This window comes from Streptomyces sp. NPDC102258, assembly GCF_055584685.1.
The window spans coordinates 38,753-61,976 of record NZ_JBVJLO010000022.1; the positions used below are offsets into that span (position 1 = coordinate 38,753).

A 23,224-nucleotide genomic window follows, 5' to 3' on the forward strand; every position below is an offset into this window, starting at 1 on the left:
GCACGCCGGGCCGGGGGCGGGGCGGCGGTGGGCGGGGTCCGTGGCGGCCCCTTCGACGTTACGGGGACCCGTGGAGCGGCGCCTCGTCCTTCCGGCCGCCACCGAGGGGGCCGGAAGGACGAGGCGCGGGCGGCACCGGGCGGCCCGGCCGGGTTACAGGCCGGCCGCCGCCGCCTTGATGTCGGCGGCGAAGGTGGAGACCTCGGTGTAGACGCCGGGGTAGCCGGCGCGCGCGCAGCCCTCGCCCCAGCTGACGATGCCGACCTGGATCCAGGCGTTGGCGTTGTCGCGGCGGAACATCGGGCCGCCCGAGTCGCCCTGGCAGGTGTCGGTGCCGCCCTGGGTGAAGCCGGCGCAGATCTCCTCGCCGGGGACGAGGTCGGCGCCGTACGCGCTCTGGCAGGAGGCGTCGGAGACGAAGGGGACGGTGGCCTTCATGAGGTAGCGCTGCTGGCCGCCGCCCTCGCGGGTGGCGCCCCAGCCGGCGATGGTGAAGGTGCCGTTGTCGTAGGTCTTGGTCTCGGCGATCTTCAGGGTGGGCTGGTTGATGGGCTTGGCGAGCTTGATCAGGGCCCAGTCGCGGCCCTTGCCGTTGTAGCCGGGGGCCTGGAGGACCTTGGTGGACTTGACCTTGACGGCACTGGCGCTGTTGAGGTCGACGACGCCGCCGGTGGCGGTGATGGAGGTGTTGTTGCCGGAGCCGTCGACGCAGTGGGCGGCGGTGAGCACGATCTGCTGGGTGTAGAGGGCGCCGCCGCAGCCCATGGAGAGGCGGACCATGAACGGGAACTCGCCCTGCGCGGCGCGGGTGCCGCCGACGACGGGGGCGGGCGCGGCGCTGGCGCCGGTGGGCTGGAGGCTGACGGCCGCGAGGGCCACGGCGCCGGCGGCGAGGGTGCGCTTGAGGATTCTTCCGAGAGTGGCCACGGTCAACACACTGCCTTTCGTGGGGGGTTGGGCTGTGCGCGCCATCGAGTGGAATGACGAGTCCATGACACATGCCGGAAGCGGCGGTCTTCAAGAAGGCGTTTTCGGACAACTTCCGGCCCCGGCCGTGATCATTCATCGGGCGGCCACGAAAAGTTTCCTACCGGCCGGTAGACAGGGCGGCGGCACTCCTCGACGCTGAGCGCGTACATGCCAACCCCCCCCGCCTTCAGGAGCGCCCCCGCATGCTCGCAGCCCACCGCGCCCGCACCGCCGCCGCCGCGGCCGTCGCCGCCACCGTCCTGACGCTGCTCCCCGCCACCGCCGCCGCGGCCGCCCCCGCTCCCACCCCGGCGCCCGCCGCCCCGGCCGCCGCCGCCTCCACCGCCTCCACCGCCTCCGCCCCCGGCGGCAACGCGGCCATCCTGGGCATCGACTACGCGACCTGGCAGCGCGACGTGGCCTCCGTCATCGACGCCGCCCGCCCCGCCATCGAGCAGCGGATCGCCACCGCCCGGCCCGGCGAGAAGCCGGCGATCGTCCTCGACATCGACAACTCCTCGCTGGAGACGGACTTCCACTGGTTCTGGACCCTCCCGACCCCCGCGATCTCCAAGGTCCGCGACCTGACCCGGTACGCCGCCGACCGCGGCGTCGCGATCTTCTTCGTCACCGCCCGCCCGGGCATCGTGTACTCGCTGACCGAGCACAACCTCAAGGCCGTCGGCTACCCGGTCACCGGCCTCTACGTCCGCGACCTGCCCGACCTCTTCTCGCAGGTCAGCGCGTACAAGACGGGCAAGCGCGCGGAGATCGAGGCGCGCGGCTACACGATCATCGCCAACATCGGCAACAACGACGGCGACCTCGTCGGCGGCCACGCCGAGCGCACCGTCAAGCTCCCGGACTACGACGGCAAGCTGTCCTGACCCTCCCCGCTCTCCTCACGACCCTCCCGGTCCCGCGCGACGGCGTTCACCGCCGCCCAGGAGAAGGCCATCGCGGGGCCGATGGTGGCTCCCGGCCCCGGGTAGGTCCCGCCCATCACCGCCGCCGAGCAGTTGCCCGAGGCGTACAGGCCCGGCACGGCGGTGGCGTCCTCGCGCAGCACCCGGCCGTCCCCGTCGGTGACCAGCCCGCCCTTGGTGCCGATGTCGCCCGGGTGCACGGGGACCGCGTAGAAGGGGCCCTTCGCGAGCGGCGCCAGGTTCGGGTTGGCCAGCGTCGGGTCGCCGTAGTAGCGGTCGTAGACGCTCTCGCCCCGGCCGAAGTCCTCGTCCCGGCCGCGCTCGGCGAAGCCGTTGAAGCGGGCGACGGCCGCGGGCAGGCCGGGGGCGTCCAGCTGCCGGGCCAGCTCCTCCACGGTGGCGGCCCGGCGCAGGAAGCCGCTCTCCCGCCATCGCTTCGGGAACGGCTGCCCGGGCAGCAGGCCCGCGAAGAGGTAGCGGGACTTCGCGCGGGCGTCGAGGACCAGCCAGGACGGCACCGTACGGGCCCGCGGCCGGTCGGCGGCGTACATCCGGTCCACGAACGCGTGGTAGGGCAACGCCTCATTGGCGTACCGCTCCCCCGCCCCGTTGACGATGACCATCCCCGGTATGCCCCGGTCGGCGACGAGGAAGAACGGCCGCTCCCCCGGCGGGCACAGCGAGGGCGCGCCCCACACCCGGTCGAGCAGGTCGGTGGCGGCGCCCAGTTCCTCCCCCAGCCGCAGCGCGTCGCCGGTCTGCTCCGGGGAGGCGTGCGTCCAGTCGGTGGAGGTGGGCGCGGGCAGGTGCTTCTCGCGCAGGGCCTGGTCGTGCGAGAACCCGCCCGAGGCCAGCACCACCCCGCCCCGGGCCGCCACGGTGACCTCCCGGCCGCCGCGCAGGACCCGTACGCCGTCCACCCGGCCGGAGCCGTCGGTGACCAGCCCGGTCAGCGGCGCCGACAGCCACAGGTCCCCGCCGAGGCGGTGCAGCGAGAGCCGCATCCGGGCGATCAGCGCCTCCCCGAGGGACAGCGGCCTGCGCCCGGCGGCGAGCGCCCCGAGGGCGCGCAGCCCGACCCGCACCGAGGCCCGGCGGCCCGCCCAGGTCCGGCCGGCCATGTTCAGGAACCGGAAGTCGTACGAGGTCATCGTCAGCCCGTACGTGGGCAGTCCCGCGCGGCGCATGTCGCGGCCCAGCTCCCCCAGCAGCCGCAGGTCGACGATGCGCGGCTCGACGGAACGCCCCTGGGCCATCCCGCCCGGCGCCTCGGGGAAGTAGTCCGGGTAGCCGGGGGTGTACATGAAGCGGACCTCGGTGCGGTCGTGGAACTCCCGCAGCATGCGCGGTCCGTGGGCCAGGTAGGCGTCGGTGCGGGCGCGCGGGACCCGGTCGCCGACGGTGGCGTCGAGGTAGGCGCGCGCCTTGGCGGGGGTGTCGGCGAGGGCGGCCCGGTCGAGGTGGAAGTTGCCGGGGACCCAGACCGCGCCGCCGGACAGGGCGGTGGAGCCGCCGTACTTGTCGGTCTTCTCCACGACGAGGACGCTCAGGCCGCGCAGCCGGGCGGTGATCGCGGCGGCCAGTCCGGCCGCGCCGGAGCCGGCCACCACGACGTCGTAGTGGGCATCGGGGGCAGGGTTCATCCGAAGGCTCCGGTGACGTAGTCGCTGCGGAAGGACAGCAGGGGCGATCCGCCCTCGCGGGCGGCCAGCGCGAGGACCCGGGCGGTGACCAGGTGGTGGTCGCCCGCCTCGTGGACGGAGTCGAGGACGCAGTCGGCGGTGGCCAGCGCCCCGGTGATCCGGACGGCCCCGCCCTCGCCGGCCTGCCAGCCGAAGCCCGCGAAGGCGTCGCCGCTCCCCGTACGGCGGCCGTCGGCGTCCAGGGCCGCGCAGACCGCCCGTTGCTCCTCGGCGAGGATGCTCACCGCGAACCGTCCGGCCGCGCGGACGGCGGGCCAGCCGGCCGCGTCGGCGGCCACGCACAGCAGGACCAGCGGTGGCTCCAGCGACAGGGAGGCGAAGGAGTCGCAGACCAGCCCGGCGGGGCGGCCGTCGGCGCCGAGGGCCGCGGCGACGGCGACGCCCCGGGCGAAGGCGTCCGCGAAGCCGTCCACGACAGCGTCCGCACCGGTGTCCGCACCGGCCCCGCCCGGCGCGGTCAGCCGTTCCACCGGTGGCCCCAGAAGCTGTCGGCGGTGATCTCCTTGGCGGTCCAGGCGGCCGGGTCCACGAGCAGGCCGTCCCAGCCGAACTCGACCTGGAAGCCGCCGGGGGCCTGGGCGTAGAAGGAGACCATGTGGTCGTTGGAGTGCCGGCCGAGGGTGGAGGCGATGGGGACGCCCGCCCGGTGCATCCGGTCCAGGCAGTAGCCGACGTCGTCCAGCCGTTCCGCCTCGACCATGAAGTGGACGATGCCGGGCGGCAGCGCGCCCGGGTAGAGGCCGAGGCTGTGGTGGCGGCGGTTGGGGCTGAGGAAGTGCATCCAGTGGACGTCGGCGCCGGGCGCGGCGGTGGGGACGGCGGCCGGGGGCAGCCGCATCGAGTCGCGCAGCTGGAAGCCGAGGAGGTCCTCGTAGAAGGCGAGGGTGTCCCGCGTCTCGGGGGCGGGCAGGACGACGTGGCCGAGGCCGAGGTCGCCGGTGACGAAGCGGTTGCCGTAGGGGGCGGCGAGCGGGGTGTGGTCCTGGGCCTGGCCCCAGTACAGCTCCAGCGGGTTGCCGCTGGGGTCCTCGCAGTGGATCAGGCCCTGGACGCGCCGGTCGGCGAGGGTGGCGGCGTCGGCCTCCTTGACGGGGTGTCCGGCGGCCTCCAGTGCGGCGGCGGCCTCCTCCAGGGCGCGGGCGTTCGCCAGCTCGAACCCGGCGGCGAGCAGCCGGTCCCGCTCCCCCGCGAGGAACTGGAAGCGGTGCACGCGGTCGTCGATGCGTACGTCGAGCCGCTCGGGCGTGCTGCCGGGGGCCTCGGTCATGCCGAGGAGGTCGAGGGCGTAGCTGCGCCAGGCGGGCAGGTCGGCGGTCTCGATGCGCAGGTAGCCGAGTGCGCGGATGTCCATGGCGGGCCCCTTCAGTGGGAGAAGAAGTCGGTGGCGAGGCGGTTGAAGGCGTCGGCGGCCTCGGTCTGCGCCCAGTGGCCGCAGCGGGGGAAGACGTGCAGGCGGGCGTCGGGGATGGCCTTGAGGGCGAGGAAGGCGCCGTCGACGGGGTTGACGCGGTCCTCGCGGCCCCAGGTCAGCAGGACGGGGCAGGTGATGCGGTGGGCCTCGCGCCAGAGCAGGGTGTCGCCGGGCCAGCGGGCGAACGAGGCGGCCATCCGGGCGTTGCCGAGCAGGGCGGCGGGGTCGGTGGCCTGGGTGAAGCGTTCCTCGACCAGGGCGTCGGTGACGAGCGCCGGGTCGTGGACGAGGGTGGTGAGGAAGGTGCGCATCCGCTCGCGGGTGGGCTCGGGGTCGAGGCTGAACTCGAAGAGCCGCTTGATGCCTTCGGTCGGGTCGGCGGAGAACAGGTTGAGCGAGATGCCGCCGGGTCCCATCAGCAGCAGCTTCGCGACCCGGTCGGGGTGGTCGAGGGCGATGCGGGTGGCGGCCCCGCCGCCGAGGGAGTTGCCGATGAAGTGGGCGCGTGCGATGCCGAGGCCGTCCATGAGGGCGGTGACGGCGAGGGCGCTGTAGCTGAAGTAGTCGCGGTCGGGCTCGGGCTTGTCGGAACGGCCGTAGCAGGGCTGGTCGACGAGGAGGGTCCGGAAGCGGGCGGCGAAGTGGGGCAGGTTGCCGCCGAAGTTGGACCAGCCCGAGGCGCCGGGACCGCCGCCGTGCAGCATGATCACGACGGGTGCGTCCGGGTCGTCGGGGCCGGCCTCGTGGTAGTGGAGGGTGAGGCCGCCGGCCTTGCCGGTGCGGGAGGTGCTCTCGTACGTGTGGCTCACAGCATCGTGTCCTGGATGTCGAGGCCGAGGGCGCCCTGCCCGAAGAGGACGAGGGCGCGTTCGGGGTCGTTGGCGGCGTGGCCGCGGCCGGTGTGGACGTCGCGCCAGGCCCGCTGGAGGGGGTTGGGGCCGGTGCGCTGGGCGCTGCCGCCCGCGTTCTCCATGAGGAGGTCGACGGCGGCGACGCAGCGTTCGGAGGCGAGGACCTGGTCGCGCCGGGCGCGGGTGCGCATCGTGAGCGGCAGCGGCTCGCCGCGTTCGGCGAGGGCGTACAGGTCGGCGATGTTGCGCCGGAGCTGGAGCCAGGAGGCGTCGATGTCGCTGGCGGCGCGGGCGATGCGGACCTGGGCGAAGGGGTCCTCGGCGGCCTGCTGCCCGTAGGAGACGCGGAACCGCTCGCGGGTGGCGGTGAGGTGGGCCTCGTAGGCGCCTTCGGCGATGCCGACGAGGGGGGTCGAGATGGTGGTGGTGAACACGGACGCGTACGGGAGCCGGTAGACGGGCTCGGGGTTCACCGCATGGCCGGGCACGCTCAGCGCGGTGACCGGGCCGAAGCTGAGGGCGCGGTGCTCGGGGACGAACACCTCCTCGACGGTGATGTCGTTGGAGCCGGAGCCGCGCAGGCCGACGGTGTCCCAGACCTCGTCGATCCGGTACTCGGAGCGGGGGACGAGGAAGGTCCGCATGTCGACGGGCCGGCCCTCGGCGTCGGTGACCAGGCCGCCGAGCAGCGCCCAGTCGGTGTGGTCGCAGCCGGAGGAGAAGTGCCAGCGCCCGCTGAGGGTGAAGCCGCCGGTGACGGGGGTGACCTTGCCGGTGGGGGCATAGGAGGAGCAGACGCGGGCGTCCTGGTCGGCGCCCCAGACCTCCTGCTGGGCGCGGGGATCGTAGAGGGCGACGTGCCAGGGGTGGACGCCGACGACGGAGGAGACCCAGCCGGTGGAGCCGCAGGCCTTGGCGATCTCCTTGACGGCGGCGTAGAAGACGCCGGGGTGGGCGGCGCGGCCGCCGTGGGAGCGGGGCTGGAGGAGGCGGAAGAAGCCGGTGTCCGCCAGCTCCTTGACGCTCTCCTCGGGGACCTTGCGCAGGGCCTCGGCCTCGGCGGCGCGCTCGCGCAGGGCCGGGGCGAGGGCGCGGACGGCGTCGAGGACGTCTTCGTCGCTCATGGTGTCCCTAATTCCTTCGTAGCGGTTCCGGATCAGGCGGTTGTCTGTCCGGGCTGTTCGAGTGCGGTTCCGTGATGCCTACGTGTGTCCCAGGCCTTTGAGGCCTTGAGAAAGAGCGGCGGGCGGAACGCAGGGTTGGTGGCGGCCTCGCAGGCGCCGGGCGTATGCCTAGGTATTGCCCGGGCCTGGCAAGGCCTTCCGAGAGCACGGCGGCGCCCGGTGTCTCCGTGGCCGCCACCACCCATCGGTGCTTTCACTCGTTGGTGTTTGTGGTGCGAGCCCGCTACGCGGTGACCTCTCGCAAAGCCCGAGCCGTTGAGTTCTGAGGCAGACCGAGGCCCGTGTAGTGCGCTGGTGCCACGAACGGCTTGTGAGATGGCGGACCGACCGGGGAGGTCGAGTCCTTGAATTAGGTCGCCGCGTGGCCCGCATGTGCTCGCTGCCAGCGCAGATACCTGTGCCAAGGGGAGGAAGAGAGTGATCTACTGCGGAATCGACTGGGCCGAACACCACCACGATGTGGCCTTGATCGACGACACCGGACAGCTGCTGGCCAAGCGCCGCATCACGGACGATGTGGCCGGCTACCGGCTGCTGCTGAACCTGCTCGCTGAGTACGGCGACACCGAGGACGAACCGATCCCGGTCGCGATCGAGACCAGCCGCGGCCTGCTGGTCGCCGCCCTGCGGCAGGGCAAACGGCAGGTGTTCGCAGTCAATCCGATGGCTGCGGCCCGCTACCGGGACCGACATGGCGTCTCGCGCAAGAAGTCCGACCCAGGCGACGCCCTGGTCCTGGCGAACATCCTGCGAACCGACATGCCCATGCACCGCCCCCTGCCCGAGGACAGCGACCTCGCCAGGGCGATCGCGGTCCTCGCCCGAGCTCAGCAGGACGCGACCTGGAACCGTCAGCAGATCTCCAACCAGCTGCGGTCCCTGCTGCGCGAGTACTATCCCGCTGCTCTGGAGGCCTTCGCGGTCTGGCAAAACGGCCTGTGCCGGCCAGAAGCCCGTGCCCTGCTGGCCCTCGCTCCGACCCCGGCCAAGGCCGCGAGCGTCTCGCGGGCCCAGTTGCGATCCGCTCTCAAGCGAGCGGGCCGAACCCGGGGCATCGACGCCGAAGTCGAACGGCTGCGCGAAGTGTTCCGTGGTGACTTCGCCCACCAGCCGGGTCTTGTCGAGGAGGCTCTGGGCAAGCAGATGCTCGCCCTGCTGCGGCAACTCGACGCTGTCTGCATCGCCGCCGACGAGCTCGCGGAGGCGGCCGAGGCCTCTTTTCGCCAGCATCCGGACGCTGAGGTCCTGCTGAGCTTCCCCGGCCTCGGCCCGCAGACCGGCGCCCGGGTGCTCGCTGAGATCGGCGACGACCGCACGCGGTTCGCCGAAGCCCGGTCGCTGAAGGCCTACGCCGGATCGGCGCCCATCACCCGTGCATCTGGCAAGAAGCACCACGTCGGACGTCGCATGATCAAGAACAATCGGCTCCACCACGCCGGCTACCTCTGGGCGTTCTCCTCCTTGCAGGCTTCGCCTGGCGCGAACGCTCACTACCGCCACCGACGAGAAGTCGGGGACTGGCACGCCCAGGCCCAACGGCACCTGTTCAACCGCATGCTCGGCCAGCTCTTCCACTGCCTCAAACACAACACACTGTTCGACGAACATCAGGCGTTTCCCTCCTCTCTGGCAGTAGCGGCTTGACGGCTTAACGCCGTGAGATGTCTTTCTCGGAGGTGCCGTGGGGGGCTGCCGGGTGCGGTGAACGTACGCCGGGGCGCCGGGCGGCGGAACTCGCCGTTCCCGCTGAGCGGGAACCCCGGAACCGCACTCCTCGTAGACCTAATAGGAGTATTCCTGACAGAAATAATTACGTCCGGGTGCTTCCCGGCGGCCGAGCGCCCGTGTCAGGGTGCGGGCCATGGAGACAGAGGCCATGGAGACAGAGCTGTCACCGCGGGCACCGCACGCGCACCGGCCGCCGCCCTCGCTGCTGGAGAAGGCCGCGAGCGTGCTGGGCGCCTTCGAGGGCCCGGACCCGCGCCTCTCCCTCACCGAGGTCGTGCGCCGCTCCGGGATCCCCCGCTCGTCGGCCCACCGGATCCTCGACCAGCTGGTGCGGCTGCGCTGGCTGGACCGGGAGGGCCGGGACTACCGGATGGGCATGCGGATGCTGGAGCTGGGCGCGCTCGCCGCGCACCACAACCGGCTGCGCCGCGCGGCGCTGCCGCTGCTGCACGACCTGCACGAGCGGACCGGCCAGCTGGTGCACCTGTCGGTGCTGGACGGGGCGGAGGTGGTGTGCCTGGAGCGGATCGGCGGCTCGGAGGCCACGGCCGTGCCCTCCCGGGTCGGCGGCCGGATGCCGGCGTACTCCACGGCGGCGGGCAAGGCGATCCTGGCGTTCAGCGGTCCGGACGCCGTCGAGCGGGTCCTCGCGCGGGGCCTGCGCCCGCGGACGGCCCGCACCCTGGTCCGGCCGCTCGCGCTGCGCGCGGAGCTGGCGGCCACCCGCGACCGCGGGATCGCCTTCGACCGGGAGGAGAGCTTCCGGGGCGTCTCGTGCGTGGCGGCGCCGCTGCGGGGCGCCGGACGGGCGGTCGCCGCCGTGTCGCTCTCGGCGGTCGGGGGCGGCGAGCGGGAACTGGTACGGCTGGCGCCGCCGGTCGCGGGGTGCGCGCGGGCGGTGTGGCGGGAGCTGTACGGGGCCGGGCGGCGGGCGGGCCGGGCGGCCCCGGCCGCCCCGCCGGAGGGCGAACCGGCCGTCTCCGAACGGGCGATGGACAACATGTTGGGCTGGCTGCGGTTCAGCGAGTGGATGTAGCGGGTAGTCATATCCCATCGCACGAGTGAGGCCCCGGACCCGACCCCTCGCCAGGGGGCCGGACCCGGGGCCTTTCTCACGCGTAGCCGATGCGCACCCGGTCGGTGAGCGGCAGCGCCTGGCAGGCCAGGACGTACCCCTCGGCCAGGTCGGTGGCGTCCAGGACCTCGTTGCGGCCCATGGTGACCTCGCCCTCCAGGACCCGGCAGCAGCAGGCCGCGCAGGCGCCCTCCCGGCAGGAGTACGGGGCTTCGACGCCCGCCGCGAGCAGCACGTCGAGCAGCGGGGTCCGCCGGTCCCAGGGCAGCCGGTACGCGGTCCCGTCCAGCTCCGCCTCGACGACGGCCGGGGTGTCGGTGGGGCCGGGGGCCGGTGCGGCGGCGGGGGCGAAGACGTCGGCGGCGAGGGAGAAGTAGCGCTCGCGGTGGATCCGGCCGGGGGCGGTCCCGGCCGCGCGCAGGGCGGCCTCGGCGGCGTCCATCAGCGGGCCGGGCCCGCACAGCCAGGCCTCGCGCCCGGCGTACGGGGCCAGCAGCGGTCCGAGCCGGCCGGCGGTCGGCAGCCCCTGGAGCTCCTCCAGCCAGTGCACGACGCCGAACCGCCCGGGGTGCTCCCCGGCCAGCCGCCGCAGCTCCTCCGCGAAGATCACCGACTCGGCGTCCCGGTTGGCGTAGAGCAGCGCGACCCGCCCCCGCCCGGCCACCAGGGCCGACTTCGCGAGGGAGACGACGGGGGTGATCCCGCTGCCGCCCGCCACCAGCAGCAGATCGGCGTCCAGGCCGCCCGGTCCCGGGGTGAAGGCCCCCGTGGGCGCGAGCACCTCCAGTTCGTCACCCGGGACCACGGTGTCGCAGACCCAGCCGGAGCCGGCCCCGCCGGGGACCCGCTTGACGGTGATGCGCATCGGCTCGCCGGTGTGCGGGGAGCTGGCCAGGGAGTAGCACCGGGCGCCCCCGCCGGGGATCCGGACCGTGAGGAACTGCCCCGGCGCGTACGGGAGCTCCGGCTCCAGCACGAGCGACACGGCCACCAGGGTCTCCTGGATCCGCGCCCTGACCCGCACCACCAGCCCACCGGGGGCCGCGGGAGCCACGGGTCCCCCGGAGCCTGCCACCACCCCGGCGGACCCGCCTCCGCCCGCGGCCTCAGCGCCCGGGACCGCGCCCGGGCCGGGGCCGCCCGCCGGGGGACCCGCCGGTGACGGCGAGCCGGGCGGGACCCGGTGCTCAGGCATCACCGGGTACCTCGCAGCCCGGCCCGGACCCCCGCTGGGGCTCCCGCCCGAGTCCGTACTCGGACCCCCTCCCGGCCCCCCTCCCGGCCCCGTTCCCGGGGCCGCTCCCCCCGGCGAAGGCCGGCCGGGCGGGACGCCGTGCTCAGACGTCACCGGGCACCTCCGCGCCCGGGCCGGGCTCACCGGACGCCTCCGCGCCCGGGCCGGGCCCGCCGGGGCGCGCCCCGCTCAAGGCGCCCCCGTCCGGTGGCGGTCCGGCCACCCCGCCCCCGTCCCGCGGGGTTTCGCGCAGGCGCCCCTCGCGGACCGCCGCCCCGATGGCGTCGGCGAGCCGCTCGCAGGAGCGGGCGCGGCCGCTTGGCCGGCCCGCGGCGACCTCGGCGGCGATGTGCGGGCACAGCGCGGCGGCGTCGCCCGTCCACTGCACCTGGGTGTGCGCGGGGCTGAACTTCTCGCACCACACCCGGTTGCCGCACGCCCCGCACACCACGGGCGTCATCCGGCGGCCCGCCGCGCGAGGTTCGCCTCGACCTCCGCCCGCCAGGCGGCGGTGGCCCGGCTGGTGTCGATCTCGAACTCGAAGCGCCGCACCATCTCCTCGCGGACGTCGGCGGCGTCCACGTAGAACTGCTCGTACCAGCGGCGCAGCTGGTACACCGGGCCGTCCTCCTCCGTCAGGAGCGGGTTGTCGATCCGGGTCTTGTTCCGCCAGATCTCCACGTCCTGCTCGAAGCCCACCGCCAGCCCCTCCGAGGTGAGCCGCGCGGCATCCGCCGCCTGCTCGTCGCTCATGCCGGGCAGCTTCCTGACCATCGCCCCGTACATCAGGACGAAGCTGTTCGCGTCCACGGGGTAATGGCAGTTGATGAGGACGGACTCCATCTCCTGCCCGCCGCTCACATCGCTCCACAGCCGGTCGATCATGTACGAGGGGCCGTGGTAGGAGGCGTCGGAGCGCAGGCCGCCGCCGGTGGAGAGGGTGCCGAGGTCGACGTCGCCGCGCGGGGTGGACTCCATGTACTGGGTGGCTACATGCCCGTCGAAGACGTTCTTGAAGCGGTGCGGGAAGGCGTAGTGCACGTAGTAGAAGTGCGCCATGTCCACCACGTTGTCCACGATCTCGCGGCAGTTGGCGTTCTCCACGCGCAGCGAGTTCCAGCTCCACCCGCTCCAGTCGGCCTCCCCGTAGCCCTCGATGGCGGGGATGGTGACGTCGGCGGGCGGCGGGTTGCCCTCGGGGTCGTGCCACACGTAGAGCTGGCCGTTGCGTTCCAGGGTGGTCCAGGCGCGGGTGCGGGCGCGCGGCGGGACCCGGCGGGCGTAGGGGACGGCGGCGCAGCGGCCGTCGCCGGACCAGCGCCAGTCGTGGAAGGGACAGGCGACGGTGTCGTCCTTGACGGTGCCGTGGGCGAGGTTGCCGCCCATGTGGGGGCAGTACGCGTTCAGGACGTGCGGGGCTGCGTCCCGGGCTCCGCGGAAGACCACGAGGCGGGTGCCGAAGGCCTCCACCTCGTGCGGCCGGCCGCCCGCGAAGTCGGCGGCGAGGCCGAGGCAGTGCCAGCCGCGGGCGAACCGGTCGGGGACGGCGGCCGCCTCGATGACGCGGGGCCCGTCCACGGCGGCGGTGCCCGGGGTCGTTGGGGTCATGGGTGTGGCCCTCCACTTCGTTGCGGGGTGAGCGGTGGGAGAAGGGGCCCGGCTAACGGCCGGTGGCGGCCACGGCGAGTTCGAGCGCGATGTCGATGAGCTGGTCCTCCTGGCCGCCGACGAGGCCGCGTTCGCCCGCGCGCAGCAGGATCCGCGGGCCGGAGACGCCGTAGCGGGCGGCCTGGCGGTAGGCGTGCGCGAGGAAGCTGGAGTAGACCCCGGCGTGGCCCATGAGCAGGGCCATCCGGTCGAGCCGGCATTCGTCGTCCATGACGGGCCGCACCACGTCCTCGGCCGCGTCGATGATCTTGAGGACGTCGATGCCGGTGCGCAGGCCCATCTTCCGGCAGACGGCGGCGAAGGCCTCGACGGGCGTGTTGCCCGCCCCGGCGCCGAGGCGGCGGGTGGAGCCGTCGATCTGCACGGCGCCGGCGCGGACGGCGGCGACGGAGTTGCCGACGCCGAGGCCGAGGTTCTCGTGCCCGTGGAAGCCGGTCTGCGCGTCGTCCCCCAGCTCGGCGGCCAGCGCCGCGACCCGGTCGGTGACCTGGTCCATCACCATGGCCCCGGCCGAGTCGACCACGTACACGCACTGGCAGCCGGCGTCGGCCATGATCCGGCCCTGGCGGGCGAGGTCCTCGGGGCTGGTGGAGTGGGCCATCATCAGGAAGCCGACGGTCTCCAGGCCGAGGGCGCGGGCCAGCCCGAAGTGCTGGACGGAGATGTCGGCCTCGGTGCAGTGGGTGGCGATCCGGCAGACGGCGCCGCCGCCCGCCTGGGCGGCGCGGATGTCGTCGAGGACGCCGAGGCCGGGCAGCATCAGGAAGGCGATCTTCGCGTTCCGGGCCGTCTCGGCGGCGGCCTTGATGAGGTCCTGCTCGGGGGTGGCGGAGAAACCGTAGTTGAAGGAGGAGCCGCCGAGTCCGTCGCCGTGGGTGACTTCGATGACGGGGACGCCCGCGCCGTCGAGCGCCGCCACGACGGACCGTACGTCCTCGGCGGTGAAGCGGTGGCGCACGGCGTGCGAGCCGTCGCGCAGCGAGGAGTCGGTGATCCGGATGTCGAGGGTGTCGGAGTACGTCTTCACAGGTGGAGGCCCTTCGCGAACTCCTCGCCGGCCTTGGTGGCGGCGGCGGTCATGATGTCGAGGTTTCCGGCGTAGGGCGGCAGGTAGTCGCCCGCGCCCTCCACCTCCAGGAACACCGCGACCCGGGCGTGCCCGCCGGTCGCGGGCGACGGGGCGTCGAACTGCGGCTCGGCGCGCAGCCGGTAGCCGGGCACGTACGCGGCGACGTCCTCGGCGATCCGCTTGACGGAGGCGGTGACGGCCTCGCGGTCGGCGTCCTCGGGGATGGCGCAGAAGACGGTGTCGCGCATGATGACGGGCGGGTCGGCCGGGTTGAGGATGATGATCGCCTTGCCGCGCGCGGCGCCGCCGATCTCCTCGATGCCCCGGGCGGTGGTACGGGTGAACTCGTCGATGTTGGCGCGGGTGCCCGGCCCGGCCGACACCGAGGCGACCGAGGCGACGATCTCCGCGTACGCGACGGGCACCACGCGCGAGACGGCGTACACGATCGGGATGGTGGCCTGGCCGCCACAGGTGATCATGTTGACGTTGGGCCGGTCCAGGTGGGCGGTCAGGTTCGCGGGCGGCACCACGGCGGGGCCGACGGCGGCGGGGGTCAGGTCGACGGTCTTGATGCCGAGCGCCTCGTAGCGCGGGGCGTTGGCGCGGTGCACGGACGCGGAGGTGGCCTCGAAGACCAGGTCGGGCAGCTCTCCCCGGGAGCCGAGCAGCGGTTCGACGCCCTCGTGGGAGGTCTCCAGCCCGGCCCGGCGGGCCCGGGCGAGGCCCTCGCTGGCGGGGTCGACGCCGATCATCCAGCGGGGCTCGATGTGCGGGGAGCGGAGCAGCTTGTAGAGCAGGTCGGTGCCTATGTTGCCGGAGCCGACGATGGCTGCGGTGGCTTTCTTCACGCGGTACTCCGGTCAGAGGAAGGAGAGGGACACGGCGCCCAGGCCGCTGAACCCGGCGGTGTAGGTCCGCCCGGCGGCCACGTCCACGGCGCGGGTGCAGGACCCGGGCAGGACGAGGTGCCCGGCCCGCAGCCGGACCCCGAAGCGGGCGACGGTACGGGCCAGCCAGGCGACGGCGGTGGCGGGATCGCCGAGGACGGCGTCGGAGCGGCCGGTGGCGAGGGTGGCGCCGTCGTCGTCGGTGAGGCGGGCCTCGATGGCCTTCAGGTCCAGCTCGCGGGGGTCGCGGCCGGGGCCGATGACGTAACCGGCGGAGGAGGCGTTGTCGGCGATGGTGTCGGCGAGGGAGATCCGCCAGTCCGCGATGCGGCTGTCGATGAGCTCCAGGGCGGGGACGACGCGCTCGGTGGCGGCGAGCACGTCGGCCTCGGTGCAGCCTTCGCCGGGCAGGTCGGCGCCGAGCACGAAGCCGACCTCGACCTCGATACGGGGCGCGCAGTACGCGGCCACCGGGACGGGGACCCCGGAGCGCAGCTCCATGGCGTCGAGGAGGTGCCCGTAATCGGGCTCCTCGACGCCCATCATGGCCTGCATGACGGGCGAGGACAGCCCGACCTTGTGCCCGGTGACGCGGGCGCCGTCCTCCTGGACCCGGCGGTGGATGTTGAGGAGCTGGATCTCGTACGCGTCCTCGGCGCCGATCCCCTCGAACAGCTCGGCCAGCGGCCGTACGGGGGTCCGCCGCAGCTCCGCCGCGCGCAGCAGCGCGGCGGCCTCGCGCCGGAGCCGGTCGTCGAGCATGGGGGCCTCCCGGCTGCGGTGGGGTGTGGTGTGGTGTGGTGCCGCAGACGGTAGGCGGGGGGTGGCGGTGGGCGGGAGCCCGTTGTCCCGCTGAGCGGGAAAGCGGAGCGGGCCGCAACGGTCACCCGTCCCGGCCCGCGGCTGTGCGGCGGTGCGGCTTTACTTCCTCGGCGCCGGACACACCTCCCAGGCGAGGTGGTAGAGGGTGTTCACGCTCGCGTCGGTGGAGTCCATCGCCATGAAGCTGGTGGCGTTCGGGCCGGACGTCCCGGGGTTCACACGGAGTTCGGTGTTGATGTTGAAGTTGCGCTTCTCGCCGCAGGGGGCCCAGACGAGGTCCGCGTACTCGGTCTTGTCGGAGGTCTGCCAGTTGTCGTCCAGCGGGCCGCTGAAGGTGTGGCTGCGCTGGGTGGTCTGCGGCATGCCCTGGAAGTAGTAGTTGGCTCGCTCCACGCCGGACGCGCCGGGCTGGAGGTAGGCGAAGCCGCGGTAGTCGGCCTGGACGATGGCGTACGTGAAGCCGTTCGGCACGTGGACGCGGAGGTTGAGCTGGCAGTTCTTGCGGAAGCCGGTCGGCGGGGCGCCGGGGCCGATCTGGGCCATGTAGTCGCTGTAGGTGACGGTGAAGGCGGTGTTGTCGGGGGCGACGGCGACCTGGGCGGTGCCCTCGCGGCAGCCCGAGCCGTTCACGGTGGCGAGTTCGATGACGATCTTGTCCGGCGGGACCGTGATCTGCGGGGCCGTGGCCTGGGCGGGGGCGGCGGTGGCGATCAGGGCGGCTGCGGCGCCGCCGACGAGCAGGGTGCGGGACAGGGAATGAGGCATCGGTGTCACTCCTTCTGCGTGCGCGCGGTCCACGGTCAGGCGGCGGGGCATTCCTTCCACTCGAAGTGGTAGACGGTGCTGACGCTGCCGTCCGTGGAGTCCATGCTCATGAAGCTGAGGTTCTGGGGGCCGGAGGTGCCGCCGTAGACCCGGAGTTCGGTGTTGACGTTGAGGTTCCGCTCCTCGCCGCAGGGGGCCCACACGAGGTCGTTGGAGGAGGTCTGGTCGCTGGCCTGCCAGTTGTCGGAGAAGGGGCCGTTGACCTGGTGGGTGATGCGGGTGGTCTGGGCGGCGCCCTGGAAGTAGTACCCGGCGCGCTCCTGGCCGTAGGCGCCGCGCTGGAGGTGGGCGAAGCCGCGGTAGTCGGCGCGGGCGATGGCGTACGTGTAGCCCTGGGGGACGTGGACGCGCAGGGCGAGCTGGCAGTTCTTGCGGAACTCGGTGCCGCCGGCGCCGGCGCCGGTCTGGGCGAGGTAGTTGCTGTAGGTGACGGTGAAGGCGGTGTTGTCGGAGGCGGCGGCGACCTCGGTGGTGCCCTGGGGGCAGCCGGAGCCGTTGGCGCCGACGACCTCGACGGTGACGCGGCCGGGCGGGGCCGAGGGGGTGTCGGCGGCCTGCGCGGGGGCGGGTGCGGCGACGGCCGCCAGGGCGAGGGCGGCGGTCCCGAAGGCGAGTCTGCGCAACAGCATGCCGGGTACTCCGTAGGTCGGGAACGGATGAGGGGATGAGCATGGACATGCCACCACGGCGAACGGGGTGACCGAGGGACGCGTACCGGACAAGCACCCGGCCCCGGCACCCCCGCCCCGCCCCCTGGCCGGAACCCACAACTCCACAACCCCCACACCCCCACCCCACCGGCCCCGCTCCCCCGAGGCCCCCACCCAAGGCCCCGCCAGGATGTCCCGAACCCCCAACCCTCCCGCCCGCGCCCGGCTCCGCGCCACCGAGGACCGCCGCCACCGGGGACGACGAAACGAAACGAGGCTTCCCGCCGTGAGCTACAGCATCTTCGTGGAGCGCTTCCGGCACGGCCGGTCGGCGCCCCTGGACCAGGCCGTCCTGCGCGAGGTCCTCCGGCCCCACCTCGTGGGCGACGGCCAGGGCGTTCCCCTCTTCATCCGCGCCCCGGACGGCGGCGAGGCGGAGGTCTACGCGGACACGACCGGGCTGATGGTCGACCGGCCGCACCGGGGGCGGATCTTCGACATCGTGGCCGAGCTGACCGTGCGGCTGGACGCGGCCCTGATCCTCCCGGGCCACCCCGTCCTCCTGCTCCGCGAAGGCGACCGCGTCCACCTCCCGGAGGGACTCCGCGCCGACGCCGTCGCCCTCGCGGAGTGGACGGGCGGGGCCGTTCTGCGGGTGCTGGGGGTGGTGGGGGCGTAGCCCGGGAAAACCGGTGGAGCGGGGGCGGTGGGGGCCGTTAGCGTGCCCGTGGACCACATCGCCCAGGCTAGGACGGCCCGTTGTACCTCGTGTGAGACACCCCGACTGCTGATTCGTCGCGCGTCGCGCTTCCGCGCCGCGCTGCTTCCCGCTGCGGATTTCTCACTGAATGCGGTGTACTCCTGTGCTCAACACCTGGGTCGTCATGCCCACCTGCCTGCCCGTCGTCCTCCGCCGCTGCCACAGCTGCGCGGCCGAGCGCTTCCGGTCCCACGGCAAGTTCCGCGTCAACGCCCACCACAAGCTCCTCGACGCCTGGCTCCTCGTCCTGTGCACCGGCTGCGGTGACACGGCGAAGCTGTCCGTCCTGGAGCGGGCGAACGTCCGCTCCGTACGGCCGGAGCTGCTCGACCGGCTGCACGCCAACGACCCCGGCCTGGCGGCCGAGCTGCTCCGGGAGCCGGCCGTGCTGCGCCGCAACCGCGTCGCCCTCGACTGGGACGGCGCCTGGCGGCTCGACACCGGCGGTTCGGACCACCTGGACCGCGAGGTCATCGACGTCTCGGTCCGCTTCGCGGCGCGGATCCCGGTCCGGCCGCTGCGCCTGATCGCCGAAGGCTGCGCTCTCACGCGGGCCGAGGCCGAACGGCTGGTCGCGGAGGGGAGCCTGGTCTCGGCGGTCCGCCTGACCGGCAAGCTCTCCGGGGACTTCACCTTCACCCTCAAGCGCTGACCCGCAAGGCCCCCACGCGACGGTCCCGCGCTCTGTCCGGCGCGGGGCCGTCGCGCGTACGCTCGACGCGTGGCCGACAACGTCGAAGAACTGCCCGCGTGGTACGCGCCCCCGCCGATGACCGGCGGACACGTCGCCGGCTCGCTGCTCGTCGGCCGGTCGGGCGGGGCCGTGGTGGTGGTCCGGCAGGTGCTCGCCTACCCCGTCGGCTTCGAGATGGAGGTGGAGGCCCACGCCCGTGGGGCCTCGCCCGGCGGGCCGCCGCCCGACCCGGCGGACACCACCGGGCTGGCGGAGCCGCGATTCCGCCTCCGGCTCGCGGATGGCCGGGGCGCGGCGGCGGACGACGAGGCCGGGCTGCGCGACGGACGCGGGCCCGTGCTGGTGACGAGCCGGGCCGAGAGCGGCTGGGGCGGCCCGGACGGCGGCGAACACGTACGCCTGACCCTGTGGGCGTGGCCGCTGCCGCCACCCGGACCGCTCACCCTGTCGTGCGCGTGGCCCCGGCGCGGCTTCACCGAAGCCGAACTCACCCTGGACGGCACCGCAATCCGCACGGCGGCCCTCCAAGCCCGACCCCTGTGGCCCGACGGGGCCTGAGGGGCCGACCGGCCTCCCCCGCTACCCCCGGGCCCCGTACACCGCCCCCGGGGGTTCCGAGGCCGCCAGGAGTTTCGCGGCGGTTTCGCCTGCTTCCGCCGGGGTCCAGCGGCCGGCGCGGGCGGCGGTGGGGCCGGGGCGCCAGCCCTCCATCACCGTGATGCGGCCGCCCTCCGCCTCGAAGACGCGGCCCGTCACGCCCGCCGAGGCGTCCGAGCCCAGCCAGACCACCAGCGGGGAGACGTTCTCCGGGGCCATCGCGTCGAAGGCGCCCGGCGCGGGGGCCGCCATGGTCTGCGCGAAGGTCCGTTCCGTCATCCGGGTCCGGGCCGCCGGGGCGATGGCGTTGACCTGGACCCCGTACCGGCCCATCTCCGCCGCCGCCACCAGGGTCAGGCCGAGGATCCCCGCCTTCGCCGCGCTGTAGTTGCCCTGCCCGACGGAGCCCAGCAGGCCCGCCCCCGACGAGGTGTTGACCACCCGCGCGGCCACCGGCCGGCCCGCCTTCGCCTCGGCCCGCCACCACGCGGCGGCGTGCTTCAGCGGCAGGAAGTGCCCCTTCAGGTGCACCCGCATCACCGCGTCCCAGTCGTCCTCCTCCAGGTTGACGAGCATCCGGTCGCGCAGGAACCCGGCGTTGTTGACCAGGGTGTCCAGCCGGCCGAAGGCCGAGAGCGCCCGCTCCACCAGCGAGGCCGCGCCCTCGGCGGTGGCGATGTCCCCGCCGTGGGCCACCGCCTCGCCGCCCGCCGCCCGGATCTCCTCGACCACCCGCGCCGCCGGGCCGTCCGGCCCGGGCTGCCCGTCCAGGCCCACTCCGAGGTCGTTGACGACGACCCGCGCCCCCTGCTCCGCGAAGGCCAGGGCGTGCGCCCGGCCCAGGCCCCGGCCCGCGCCGGTCACGACGACCACTCGTCCGTCCGCCATGCCCATCTCAGTTCTCCTTGTTGACGGTTGCCGCGTCGAGGAAGGCCGGCCGCTCCCCGCCCCCGTGCACCAGCAGGCTCGCCCCGCTGATGTAGGCCGCCCGGTCGGAGGCGAGGAACACCGCCGCCTCCCCGACGTCCGAGGGTTCGGCGAGCCGGCCCAGCGGGACGGTCGCGCCGACGGCGGCGACCCCGGCCGCGTCCCCGTAGTGCAGGTGCGCCAGCTCGGTCCGCACCATGCCCGGCACCAGCGAGTTGACCCGTACCTCGGGCGCCCACTCCACGGCCATCGAGCGGGCCAGGTGCTCCAGCCCCGCCTTGGCCGCGCCGTAGGCGGCGGTGCCGGGCGAGGGGCGGGTGCCGCTGACGCTGCCGATCATCACCACCGAGCCCCGGGCCGCCCGCAGCCACGGGTAGGCCGCGAGCGAGGCCGTCATCGGGGCGACCAGGTTCAGCGCGAGGACCCGGGCGTGCCGCTCGGCCCCGCCGTCGGCCAGGAGCCGGTACGGGCCGCCACCCGCGTTGTTCACCAGGCAGTCCAGCCGCCCGTGGCGCGCGGCCACCTCCGCGAAGAACCCCTCCACGGCGGCGGGTTCACGCAGGTCGACGGCGGCGAAGACGGCCTCGCGCCCGTCGGCGGCCACCGGCCGCTCCGGTGGCCGGCGGGCACAGACGACGACCTCGGCGCCCGCCGCGAGGAACGCCCGCGCGATCCCGGCGCCCACGCCCCGGGTTCCGCCGGTGACGACGACGACCCTCCCCTTGAGCTCCATCGGCTGCTACCTTCCTCACCTAACAAATGTTTGGTGGAAAGGTAGCTGATCCGCTCATGGGTGTCTCCACCTCCAGCCCCGACAAGGGCGTCTCACTCGTCACAGTCGACTTCCCGCCCGTCAACGCCCTCCCGGTGCGGGGCTGGTACGACCTCGCCGACGCGCTGCGCACGGCGGGCCGCGACCCCGAGGTCCGCTGTCTGGTCCTGGCCGCCGAGGGCCGCGGCTTCAACGCGGGCGTCGACATCAAGGAGATGCAGCGCGACACCGGGCACGCCGCCCTCATCGGCGCCAACCGGGGCTGTTACGAGGCCTTCGCCGCCGTCTACGAGTGCGAGGTCCCGGTCGTCGCGGCCGTGAACGGGTTCTGCCTGGGCGGCGGCATCGGCCTGGTCGGCAACGCCGACGCCATCGTGGCCTCCGAGGACGCCGTCTTCGGCCTCCCCGAGCTCGACCGCGGCGCCCTCGGCGCGGCCACCCACCTGGCCCGGCTGGTCCCCCAGCACCTGATGCGCACCCTCTACTACACCTCCCGCACCGCCACCGCCGCCGAACTGCACGCGCACGGCTCGGTCTGGAAGGTGGTCCCGGGCGCGGAGCTGCGGGGCGCCGCGCTGGAGCTGGCCGCCGAGATCGCGCGCAAGGACGGCTACCTGCTGCGGCTGGCCAAGGCCGCGATCAACGGCATCGACCCCGTCGACGTCCGGCGCAGCTACCGCTTCGAGCAGGGCTTCACCTTCGAGGCCAACCTCAGCGGCGTCGCCGACCGCGTCCGCGACACCTTCGGCCAGGGCGGCACCGGGCACGGCAGCACCGGCCAGGGCTCCACCGGACAGGGCAGCACCGGACAGGGCAGCACCGGAAAGGGCAGCACCGGAAAGGAAGGCGGCACCCCGTGACCGACAAGACCATGACCCCCGACGAGGTGGCCGGCCGGCTGCGCAGCGGCATGACCCTCGGCATCGGCGGCTGGGGCTCGCGGCGCAAGCCGATGGCCCTGGTCCGGGCGCTGCTCCGGTCCGGGATCACCGATCTCACCGTGATCTCGTACGGCGGTCCCGACGTCGGCCTGCTCGCCGCCGCGGGCCGCATCCGGCGCCTCGTCAGCCCCTTCGTCACCCTCGACTCGATCCCGCTGGAGCCGCACTTCCGGGCCGCCCGCGAGAGCGGCGCCCTCGCCCTGACCGAGTACGACGAGGCCATGTTCATGTGGGGCCTGCACGCCGCCGCGAACCGGCTGCCCTTCCTGCCCGTCCGGGCCGGCCTCGGCTCCGACGTGATGCGGGTCAATCCCGAGCTGCGCACCGTCACCTCCCCCTACGCCGACGGCGAGGAGTTCGTCGCCGTCCCCGCCCTGCGCATGGACGCGGCCCTGGTCCACCTGAACCGCGCCGACCGCCTCGGCAACGGCCAGTACCTCGGCCCGGACCCCTACTTCGACGACCTGTTCTGCGAGGCCGCCGACACCGCGTACGTCTCCTGCGAGCAGCTCGTGGAGAGCGCCGAGCTGGCGAAGACGGGCCCGCTGCAGTCCCTCCTCGTCAGCCGCCACTCGGTGAGCGGGGTCGTGGAGACCCCGAACGGCGCGCACTTCACCTCCTGCGTGCCCGACTACGAACGCGACGAGGCCTTCCAGAAGCTCTACGCCACCACCCCCTGGCCCGAGTTCGCCGCCCGCTTCCTCTCCGGCGCGGGCGAGCACGACTACCAGAGCGCTGTCCGCACCTGGCACGAGGAGCAGAAGTGAGCGCCCCCACCGTCAGCCGCCCGGAGTACTGCGTGATCGCCTGCGCCGAGGCCTGGCGCGGCGACGGCGAGGTCCTCGCCAGCCCGATGGGCCTGATCCCCGCCTTCGGCGCCCGCCTCGCCAAGCGCACCTTCTCCCCCGACCTGCTGCTCACCGACGGCGAAGCCACCCTGGTGGGCCTGGACGGCACGCCCGAGGGCTGGATCCCGTACCGCAGGCACCTGACGATGGTCACCGGCGGGCGGCGGCACGTGATGATGGGGGCGAGCCAGATCGACCGGTACGGCAACCAGAACATCTCCTGCATCGGCGACTGGGAGCGGCCCGCCCGCCAGCTCCTGGGCGTCCGCGGGGCGCCGGTCAACACCCTGAACAACCCGGTGAGCTACTGGATCCCCAAGCACTCCCCCCGGGTCTTCGTGGAGCGCGTCGACATGGTCAGCGGCGTCGGCTACGACCGCGCCGGGGCGGCCGGGGTCACCCGCTTCCACCGCCTGCCGCGCGTGGTCAGCGACCTCGGCGTCTTCGACTTCGGCGGCCCGGAGCACACCATGCGGCTGGTCTCCCTGCACCCCGGCGTCACCCTGGACCAGGTCCGGGCGGCCACCGGGTTCGCCCTCGCGCTGCCCGACGGCGGGCAGGTCCCGTACACCCGCGAGCCGACCGCCGGCGAACTGCGGCTGATCCGCGAGGTGATCGACCCCGAGGGCCTGCGCGCACGCGAAGTGCGGGCCTGACATGGCGGAAGGGACACAGGCACC

At 74.0% G+C, this 23,224-nt stretch carries 25 protein-coding genes; 9 read left to right on the plus strand and 16 right to left on the minus strand.

Annotation, left to right across the window (positions count from 1 at the left end; genetic code table 11):
- Nucleotides 1-153 precede the first annotated feature (153 nt).
- Complete coding sequence (locus ACZ6ZT_RS29475; protein WP_469723134.1) at nt 154-972, minus strand: serine protease; 819 nt, start codon at nt 970-972, stop codon at nt 154-156.
- Between the two features lie 200 nt (nt 973-1,172).
- Between ACZ6ZT_RS29475 and ACZ6ZT_RS29480 the strand changes: the two genes are divergently transcribed.
- Nucleotides 1,173-1,856: an HAD family acid phosphatase gene (locus ACZ6ZT_RS29480; protein ID WP_469723135.1), complete on the plus strand. Its 684-nt coding sequence runs from the start codon at nt 1,173-1,175 to the stop codon at nt 1,854-1,856.
- Here ACZ6ZT_RS29480 and ACZ6ZT_RS29485 read toward each other — a convergent pair.
- From ACZ6ZT_RS29485 to hsaA, 5 genes are read right to left on the minus strand one after another with little or no spacing between them, the layout of a single operon-like run.
- Nucleotides 1,835-3,538 (minus strand): FAD-dependent oxidoreductase, encoded by a 1,704-nt coding sequence (locus ACZ6ZT_RS29485; RefSeq protein ID WP_469723137.1) that lies wholly within the window; start codon nt 3,536-3,538, stop codon nt 1,835-1,837. The genes ACZ6ZT_RS29480 and ACZ6ZT_RS29485 overlap by 22 nt on opposite strands.
- On the minus strand, nt 3,535-4,068 hold the full coding sequence (locus ACZ6ZT_RS29490) for a flavin reductase family protein (protein ID WP_469723139.1): 534 nt from the start codon (nt 4,066-4,068) through the stop codon (nt 3,535-3,537). Before ACZ6ZT_RS29490 ends, ACZ6ZT_RS29485 begins: the two co-directional genes overlap by 4 nt.
- Nucleotides 4,056-4,949, minus strand: a complete 894-nt coding sequence (locus ACZ6ZT_RS29495) for a VOC family protein (protein WP_469723140.1) — start codon at nt 4,947-4,949, stop codon at nt 4,056-4,058. Before ACZ6ZT_RS29495 ends, ACZ6ZT_RS29490 begins: the two co-directional genes overlap by 13 nt.
- A gap of 11 nt (nt 4,950-4,960) precedes the next feature.
- Nucleotides 4,961-5,818, minus strand: coding sequence for a 4,5:9,10-diseco-3-hydroxy-5,9,17-trioxoandrosta-1(10),2-diene-4-oate hydrolase (gene hsaD / locus ACZ6ZT_RS29500; RefSeq protein WP_469723142.1), 858 nt, complete (start codon nt 5,816-5,818; stop codon nt 4,961-4,963).
- Nucleotides 5,815-6,984: a 3-hydroxy-9,10-secoandrosta-1,3,5(10)-triene-9,17-dione monooxygenase oxygenase subunit gene (hsaA, locus tag ACZ6ZT_RS29505; RefSeq protein ID WP_469723143.1), complete on the minus strand. Its 1,170-nt coding sequence runs from the start codon at nt 6,982-6,984 to the stop codon at nt 5,815-5,817. Before hsaA ends, hsaD begins: the two co-directional genes overlap by 4 nt.
- 477 nt (nt 6,985-7,461) lie before the next feature.
- On the opposite strand from hsaA, the gene ACZ6ZT_RS29510 reads away from it, so the two are divergent.
- Both ACZ6ZT_RS29510 and ACZ6ZT_RS29515 read left to right on the plus strand, forming a co-directional pair.
- Nucleotides 7,462-8,688: an IS110 family RNA-guided transposase gene (locus tag ACZ6ZT_RS29510; RefSeq protein WP_469723144.1), complete on the plus strand. Its 1,227-nt coding sequence runs from the start codon at nt 7,462-7,464 to the stop codon at nt 8,686-8,688.
- Nucleotides 8,689-8,920: 232 nt separating this feature from the next.
- Nucleotides 8,921-9,808: an IclR family transcriptional regulator gene (locus ACZ6ZT_RS29515; protein WP_469723145.1), complete on the plus strand. Its 888-nt coding sequence runs from the start codon at nt 8,921-8,923 to the stop codon at nt 9,806-9,808.
- A 76-nt stretch (nt 9,809-9,884) separates the two neighbouring features.
- Here the strand turns inward: ACZ6ZT_RS29515 and ACZ6ZT_RS29520 are convergent, their stop codons facing one another.
- From ACZ6ZT_RS29520 to ACZ6ZT_RS29555, 8 genes are all read right to left on the minus strand, one after another.
- Nucleotides 9,885-10,901 carry a 2Fe-2S iron-sulfur cluster-binding protein gene (locus ACZ6ZT_RS29520; RefSeq protein ID WP_469723146.1) on the minus strand — a complete coding sequence of 339 codons (1,017 nt, stop codon included), beginning with the start codon at nt 10,899-10,901 and terminating at the stop codon, nt 9,885-9,887.
- Between the two features lie 283 nt (nt 10,902-11,184).
- Entirely contained in the window at nt 11,185-11,541 is a 357-nt protein-coding gene (locus ACZ6ZT_RS29525) for a hypothetical protein (protein ID WP_469723147.1), read from the minus strand.
- On the minus strand, nt 11,538-12,689 hold the full coding sequence (locus tag ACZ6ZT_RS29530) for a Rieske 2Fe-2S domain-containing protein (RefSeq protein WP_469723148.1): 1,152 nt from the start codon (nt 12,687-12,689) through the stop codon (nt 11,538-11,540). Before ACZ6ZT_RS29530 ends, ACZ6ZT_RS29525 begins: the two co-directional genes overlap by 4 nt.
- 52 nt (nt 12,690-12,741) lie before the next feature.
- Complete coding sequence (gene dmpG, locus ACZ6ZT_RS29535) at nt 12,742-13,776, minus strand: 4-hydroxy-2-oxovalerate aldolase (protein WP_469723149.1); 1,035 nt, start codon at nt 13,774-13,776, stop codon at nt 12,742-12,744.
- Nucleotides 13,773-14,669, minus strand: coding sequence for an acetaldehyde dehydrogenase (acetylating) (locus ACZ6ZT_RS29540; protein ID WP_469723150.1), 897 nt, complete (start codon nt 14,667-14,669; stop codon nt 13,773-13,775). The genes dmpG and ACZ6ZT_RS29540 overlap by 4 nt, the downstream gene beginning before the upstream one ends.
- A gap of 12 nt (nt 14,670-14,681) precedes the next feature.
- The gene (locus tag ACZ6ZT_RS29545) at nt 14,682-15,470 is read right to left on the minus strand and encodes a 2-keto-4-pentenoate hydratase (protein ID WP_469723152.1); all 789 of its coding nucleotides are present in this window, start codon (nt 15,468-15,470) and stop codon (nt 14,682-14,684) included.
- A 159-nt stretch (nt 15,471-15,629) separates the two neighbouring features.
- Nucleotides 15,630-16,295, minus strand: coding sequence for a DUF4360 domain-containing protein (locus ACZ6ZT_RS29550; protein ID WP_469723153.1), 666 nt, complete (start codon nt 16,293-16,295; stop codon nt 15,630-15,632).
- A 35-nt stretch (nt 16,296-16,330) separates the two neighbouring features.
- Nucleotides 16,331-16,984 (minus strand): DUF4360 domain-containing protein, encoded by a 654-nt coding sequence (locus ACZ6ZT_RS29555; RefSeq protein WP_469723154.1) that lies wholly within the window; start codon nt 16,982-16,984, stop codon nt 16,331-16,333.
- Between the two features lie 307 nt (nt 16,985-17,291).
- Between ACZ6ZT_RS29555 and ACZ6ZT_RS29560 the strand changes: the two genes are divergently transcribed.
- From ACZ6ZT_RS29560 to ACZ6ZT_RS29570, 3 genes are all read left to right on the plus strand, one after another.
- Nucleotides 17,292-17,684: a hypothetical protein gene (locus ACZ6ZT_RS29560; RefSeq protein WP_469723155.1), complete on the plus strand. Its 393-nt coding sequence runs from the start codon at nt 17,292-17,294 to the stop codon at nt 17,682-17,684.
- A gap of 184 nt (nt 17,685-17,868) precedes the next feature.
- Nucleotides 17,869-18,417 (plus strand): DUF1062 domain-containing protein, encoded by a 549-nt coding sequence (locus ACZ6ZT_RS29565; protein WP_469723233.1) that lies wholly within the window; start codon nt 17,869-17,871, stop codon nt 18,415-18,417.
- A gap of 69 nt (nt 18,418-18,486) precedes the next feature.
- Nucleotides 18,487-19,017 carry a hypothetical protein gene (locus tag ACZ6ZT_RS29570; RefSeq protein ID WP_469723157.1) on the plus strand — a complete coding sequence of 177 codons (531 nt, stop codon included), beginning with the start codon at nt 18,487-18,489 and terminating at the stop codon, nt 19,015-19,017.
- 21 nt (nt 19,018-19,038) lie between these two features.
- Here ACZ6ZT_RS29570 and ACZ6ZT_RS29575 read toward each other — a convergent pair whose 3' ends face one another.
- Both ACZ6ZT_RS29575 and ACZ6ZT_RS29580 read right to left on the minus strand, forming a co-directional pair.
- Nucleotides 19,039-19,950 carry an SDR family oxidoreductase gene (locus ACZ6ZT_RS29575; protein ID WP_469723158.1) on the minus strand — a complete coding sequence of 304 codons (912 nt, stop codon included), beginning with the start codon at nt 19,948-19,950 and terminating at the stop codon, nt 19,039-19,041.
- A 1-nt stretch (nt 19,951) separates the two neighbouring features.
- The gene (locus ACZ6ZT_RS29580) at nt 19,952-20,716 is read right to left on the minus strand and encodes an SDR family oxidoreductase (protein ID WP_469723160.1); all 765 of its coding nucleotides are present in this window, start codon (nt 20,714-20,716) and stop codon (nt 19,952-19,954) included.
- Between the two features lie 56 nt (nt 20,717-20,772).
- On the opposite strand from ACZ6ZT_RS29580, the gene ACZ6ZT_RS29585 reads away from it, so the two are divergent.
- The 3 genes from ACZ6ZT_RS29585 to ACZ6ZT_RS29595 are packed head-to-tail and all read left to right on the plus strand — an operon-like array spanning nt 20,773 to nt 23,200.
- The gene (locus ACZ6ZT_RS29585) at nt 20,773-21,615 is read left to right on the plus strand and encodes an enoyl-CoA hydratase family protein (RefSeq protein ID WP_469723161.1); all 843 of its coding nucleotides are present in this window, start codon (nt 20,773-20,775) and stop codon (nt 21,613-21,615) included.
- Nucleotides 21,612-22,463, plus strand: coding sequence for a CoA transferase subunit A (locus tag ACZ6ZT_RS29590; protein ID WP_469723162.1), 852 nt, complete (start codon nt 21,612-21,614; stop codon nt 22,461-22,463). The genes ACZ6ZT_RS29585 and ACZ6ZT_RS29590 overlap by 4 nt, the downstream gene beginning before the upstream one ends.
- Entirely contained in the window at nt 22,460-23,200 is a 741-nt protein-coding gene (locus ACZ6ZT_RS29595) for a CoA-transferase subunit beta (protein ID WP_469723163.1), read from the plus strand. Before ACZ6ZT_RS29590 ends, ACZ6ZT_RS29595 begins: the two co-directional genes overlap by 4 nt.
- Nucleotides 23,201-23,224: the final 24 nt, after the last annotated feature.

Bases quoted from the DNA above. Each gene is read 5' to 3' on its own strand.
- ACZ6ZT_RS29475 (WP_469723134.1), bottom strand. From the start codon at position 972: ATGGCGCGCACAGCCCAACCCCCCACGAAAGGCAGTGTGTTGACCGTG.
- ACZ6ZT_RS29480 (WP_469723135.1), top strand. From the start codon at position 1,173: ATGCTCGCAGCCCACCGCGCCCGCACCGCCGCCGCCGCGGCCGTCGCC.
- ACZ6ZT_RS29485 (WP_469723137.1), bottom strand. From the start codon at position 3,538: ATGAACCCTGCCCCCGATGCCCACTACGACGTCGTGGTGGCCGGCTCC.
- ACZ6ZT_RS29495 (WP_469723140.1), bottom strand. From the start codon at position 4,949: ATGGACATCCGCGCACTCGGCTACCTGCGCATCGAGACCGCCGACCTG.
- hsaA (WP_469723143.1), bottom strand. From the start codon at position 6,984: ATGAGCGACGAAGACGTCCTCGACGCCGTCCGCGCCCTCGCCCCGGCC.
- ACZ6ZT_RS29515 (WP_469723145.1), top strand. From the start codon at position 8,921: ATGGAGACAGAGCTGTCACCGCGGGCACCGCACGCGCACCGGCCGCCG.
- ACZ6ZT_RS29525 (WP_469723147.1), bottom strand. From the start codon at position 11,541: ATGACGCCCGTGGTGTGCGGGGCGTGCGGCAACCGGGTGTGGTGCGAG.
- ACZ6ZT_RS29530 (WP_469723148.1), bottom strand. From the start codon at position 12,689: ATGACCCCAACGACCCCGGGCACCGCCGCCGTGGACGGGCCCCGCGTC.
- ACZ6ZT_RS29545 (WP_469723152.1), bottom strand. From the start codon at position 15,470: ATGCTCGACGACCGGCTCCGGCGCGAGGCCGCCGCGCTGCTGCGCGCG.
- ACZ6ZT_RS29550 (WP_469723153.1), bottom strand. From the start codon at position 16,295: ATGCCTCATTCCCTGTCCCGCACCCTGCTCGTCGGCGGCGCCGCAGCC.
- ACZ6ZT_RS29555 (WP_469723154.1), bottom strand. From the start codon at position 16,984: ATGCTGTTGCGCAGACTCGCCTTCGGGACCGCCGCCCTCGCCCTGGCG.
- ACZ6ZT_RS29575 (WP_469723158.1), bottom strand. From the start codon at position 19,950: ATGGGCATGGCGGACGGACGAGTGGTCGTCGTGACCGGCGCGGGCCGG.
- ACZ6ZT_RS29580 (WP_469723160.1), bottom strand. From the start codon at position 20,716: ATGGAGCTCAAGGGGAGGGTCGTCGTCGTCACCGGCGGAACCCGGGGC.
- ACZ6ZT_RS29585 (WP_469723161.1), top strand. From the start codon at position 20,773: ATGGGTGTCTCCACCTCCAGCCCCGACAAGGGCGTCTCACTCGTCACA.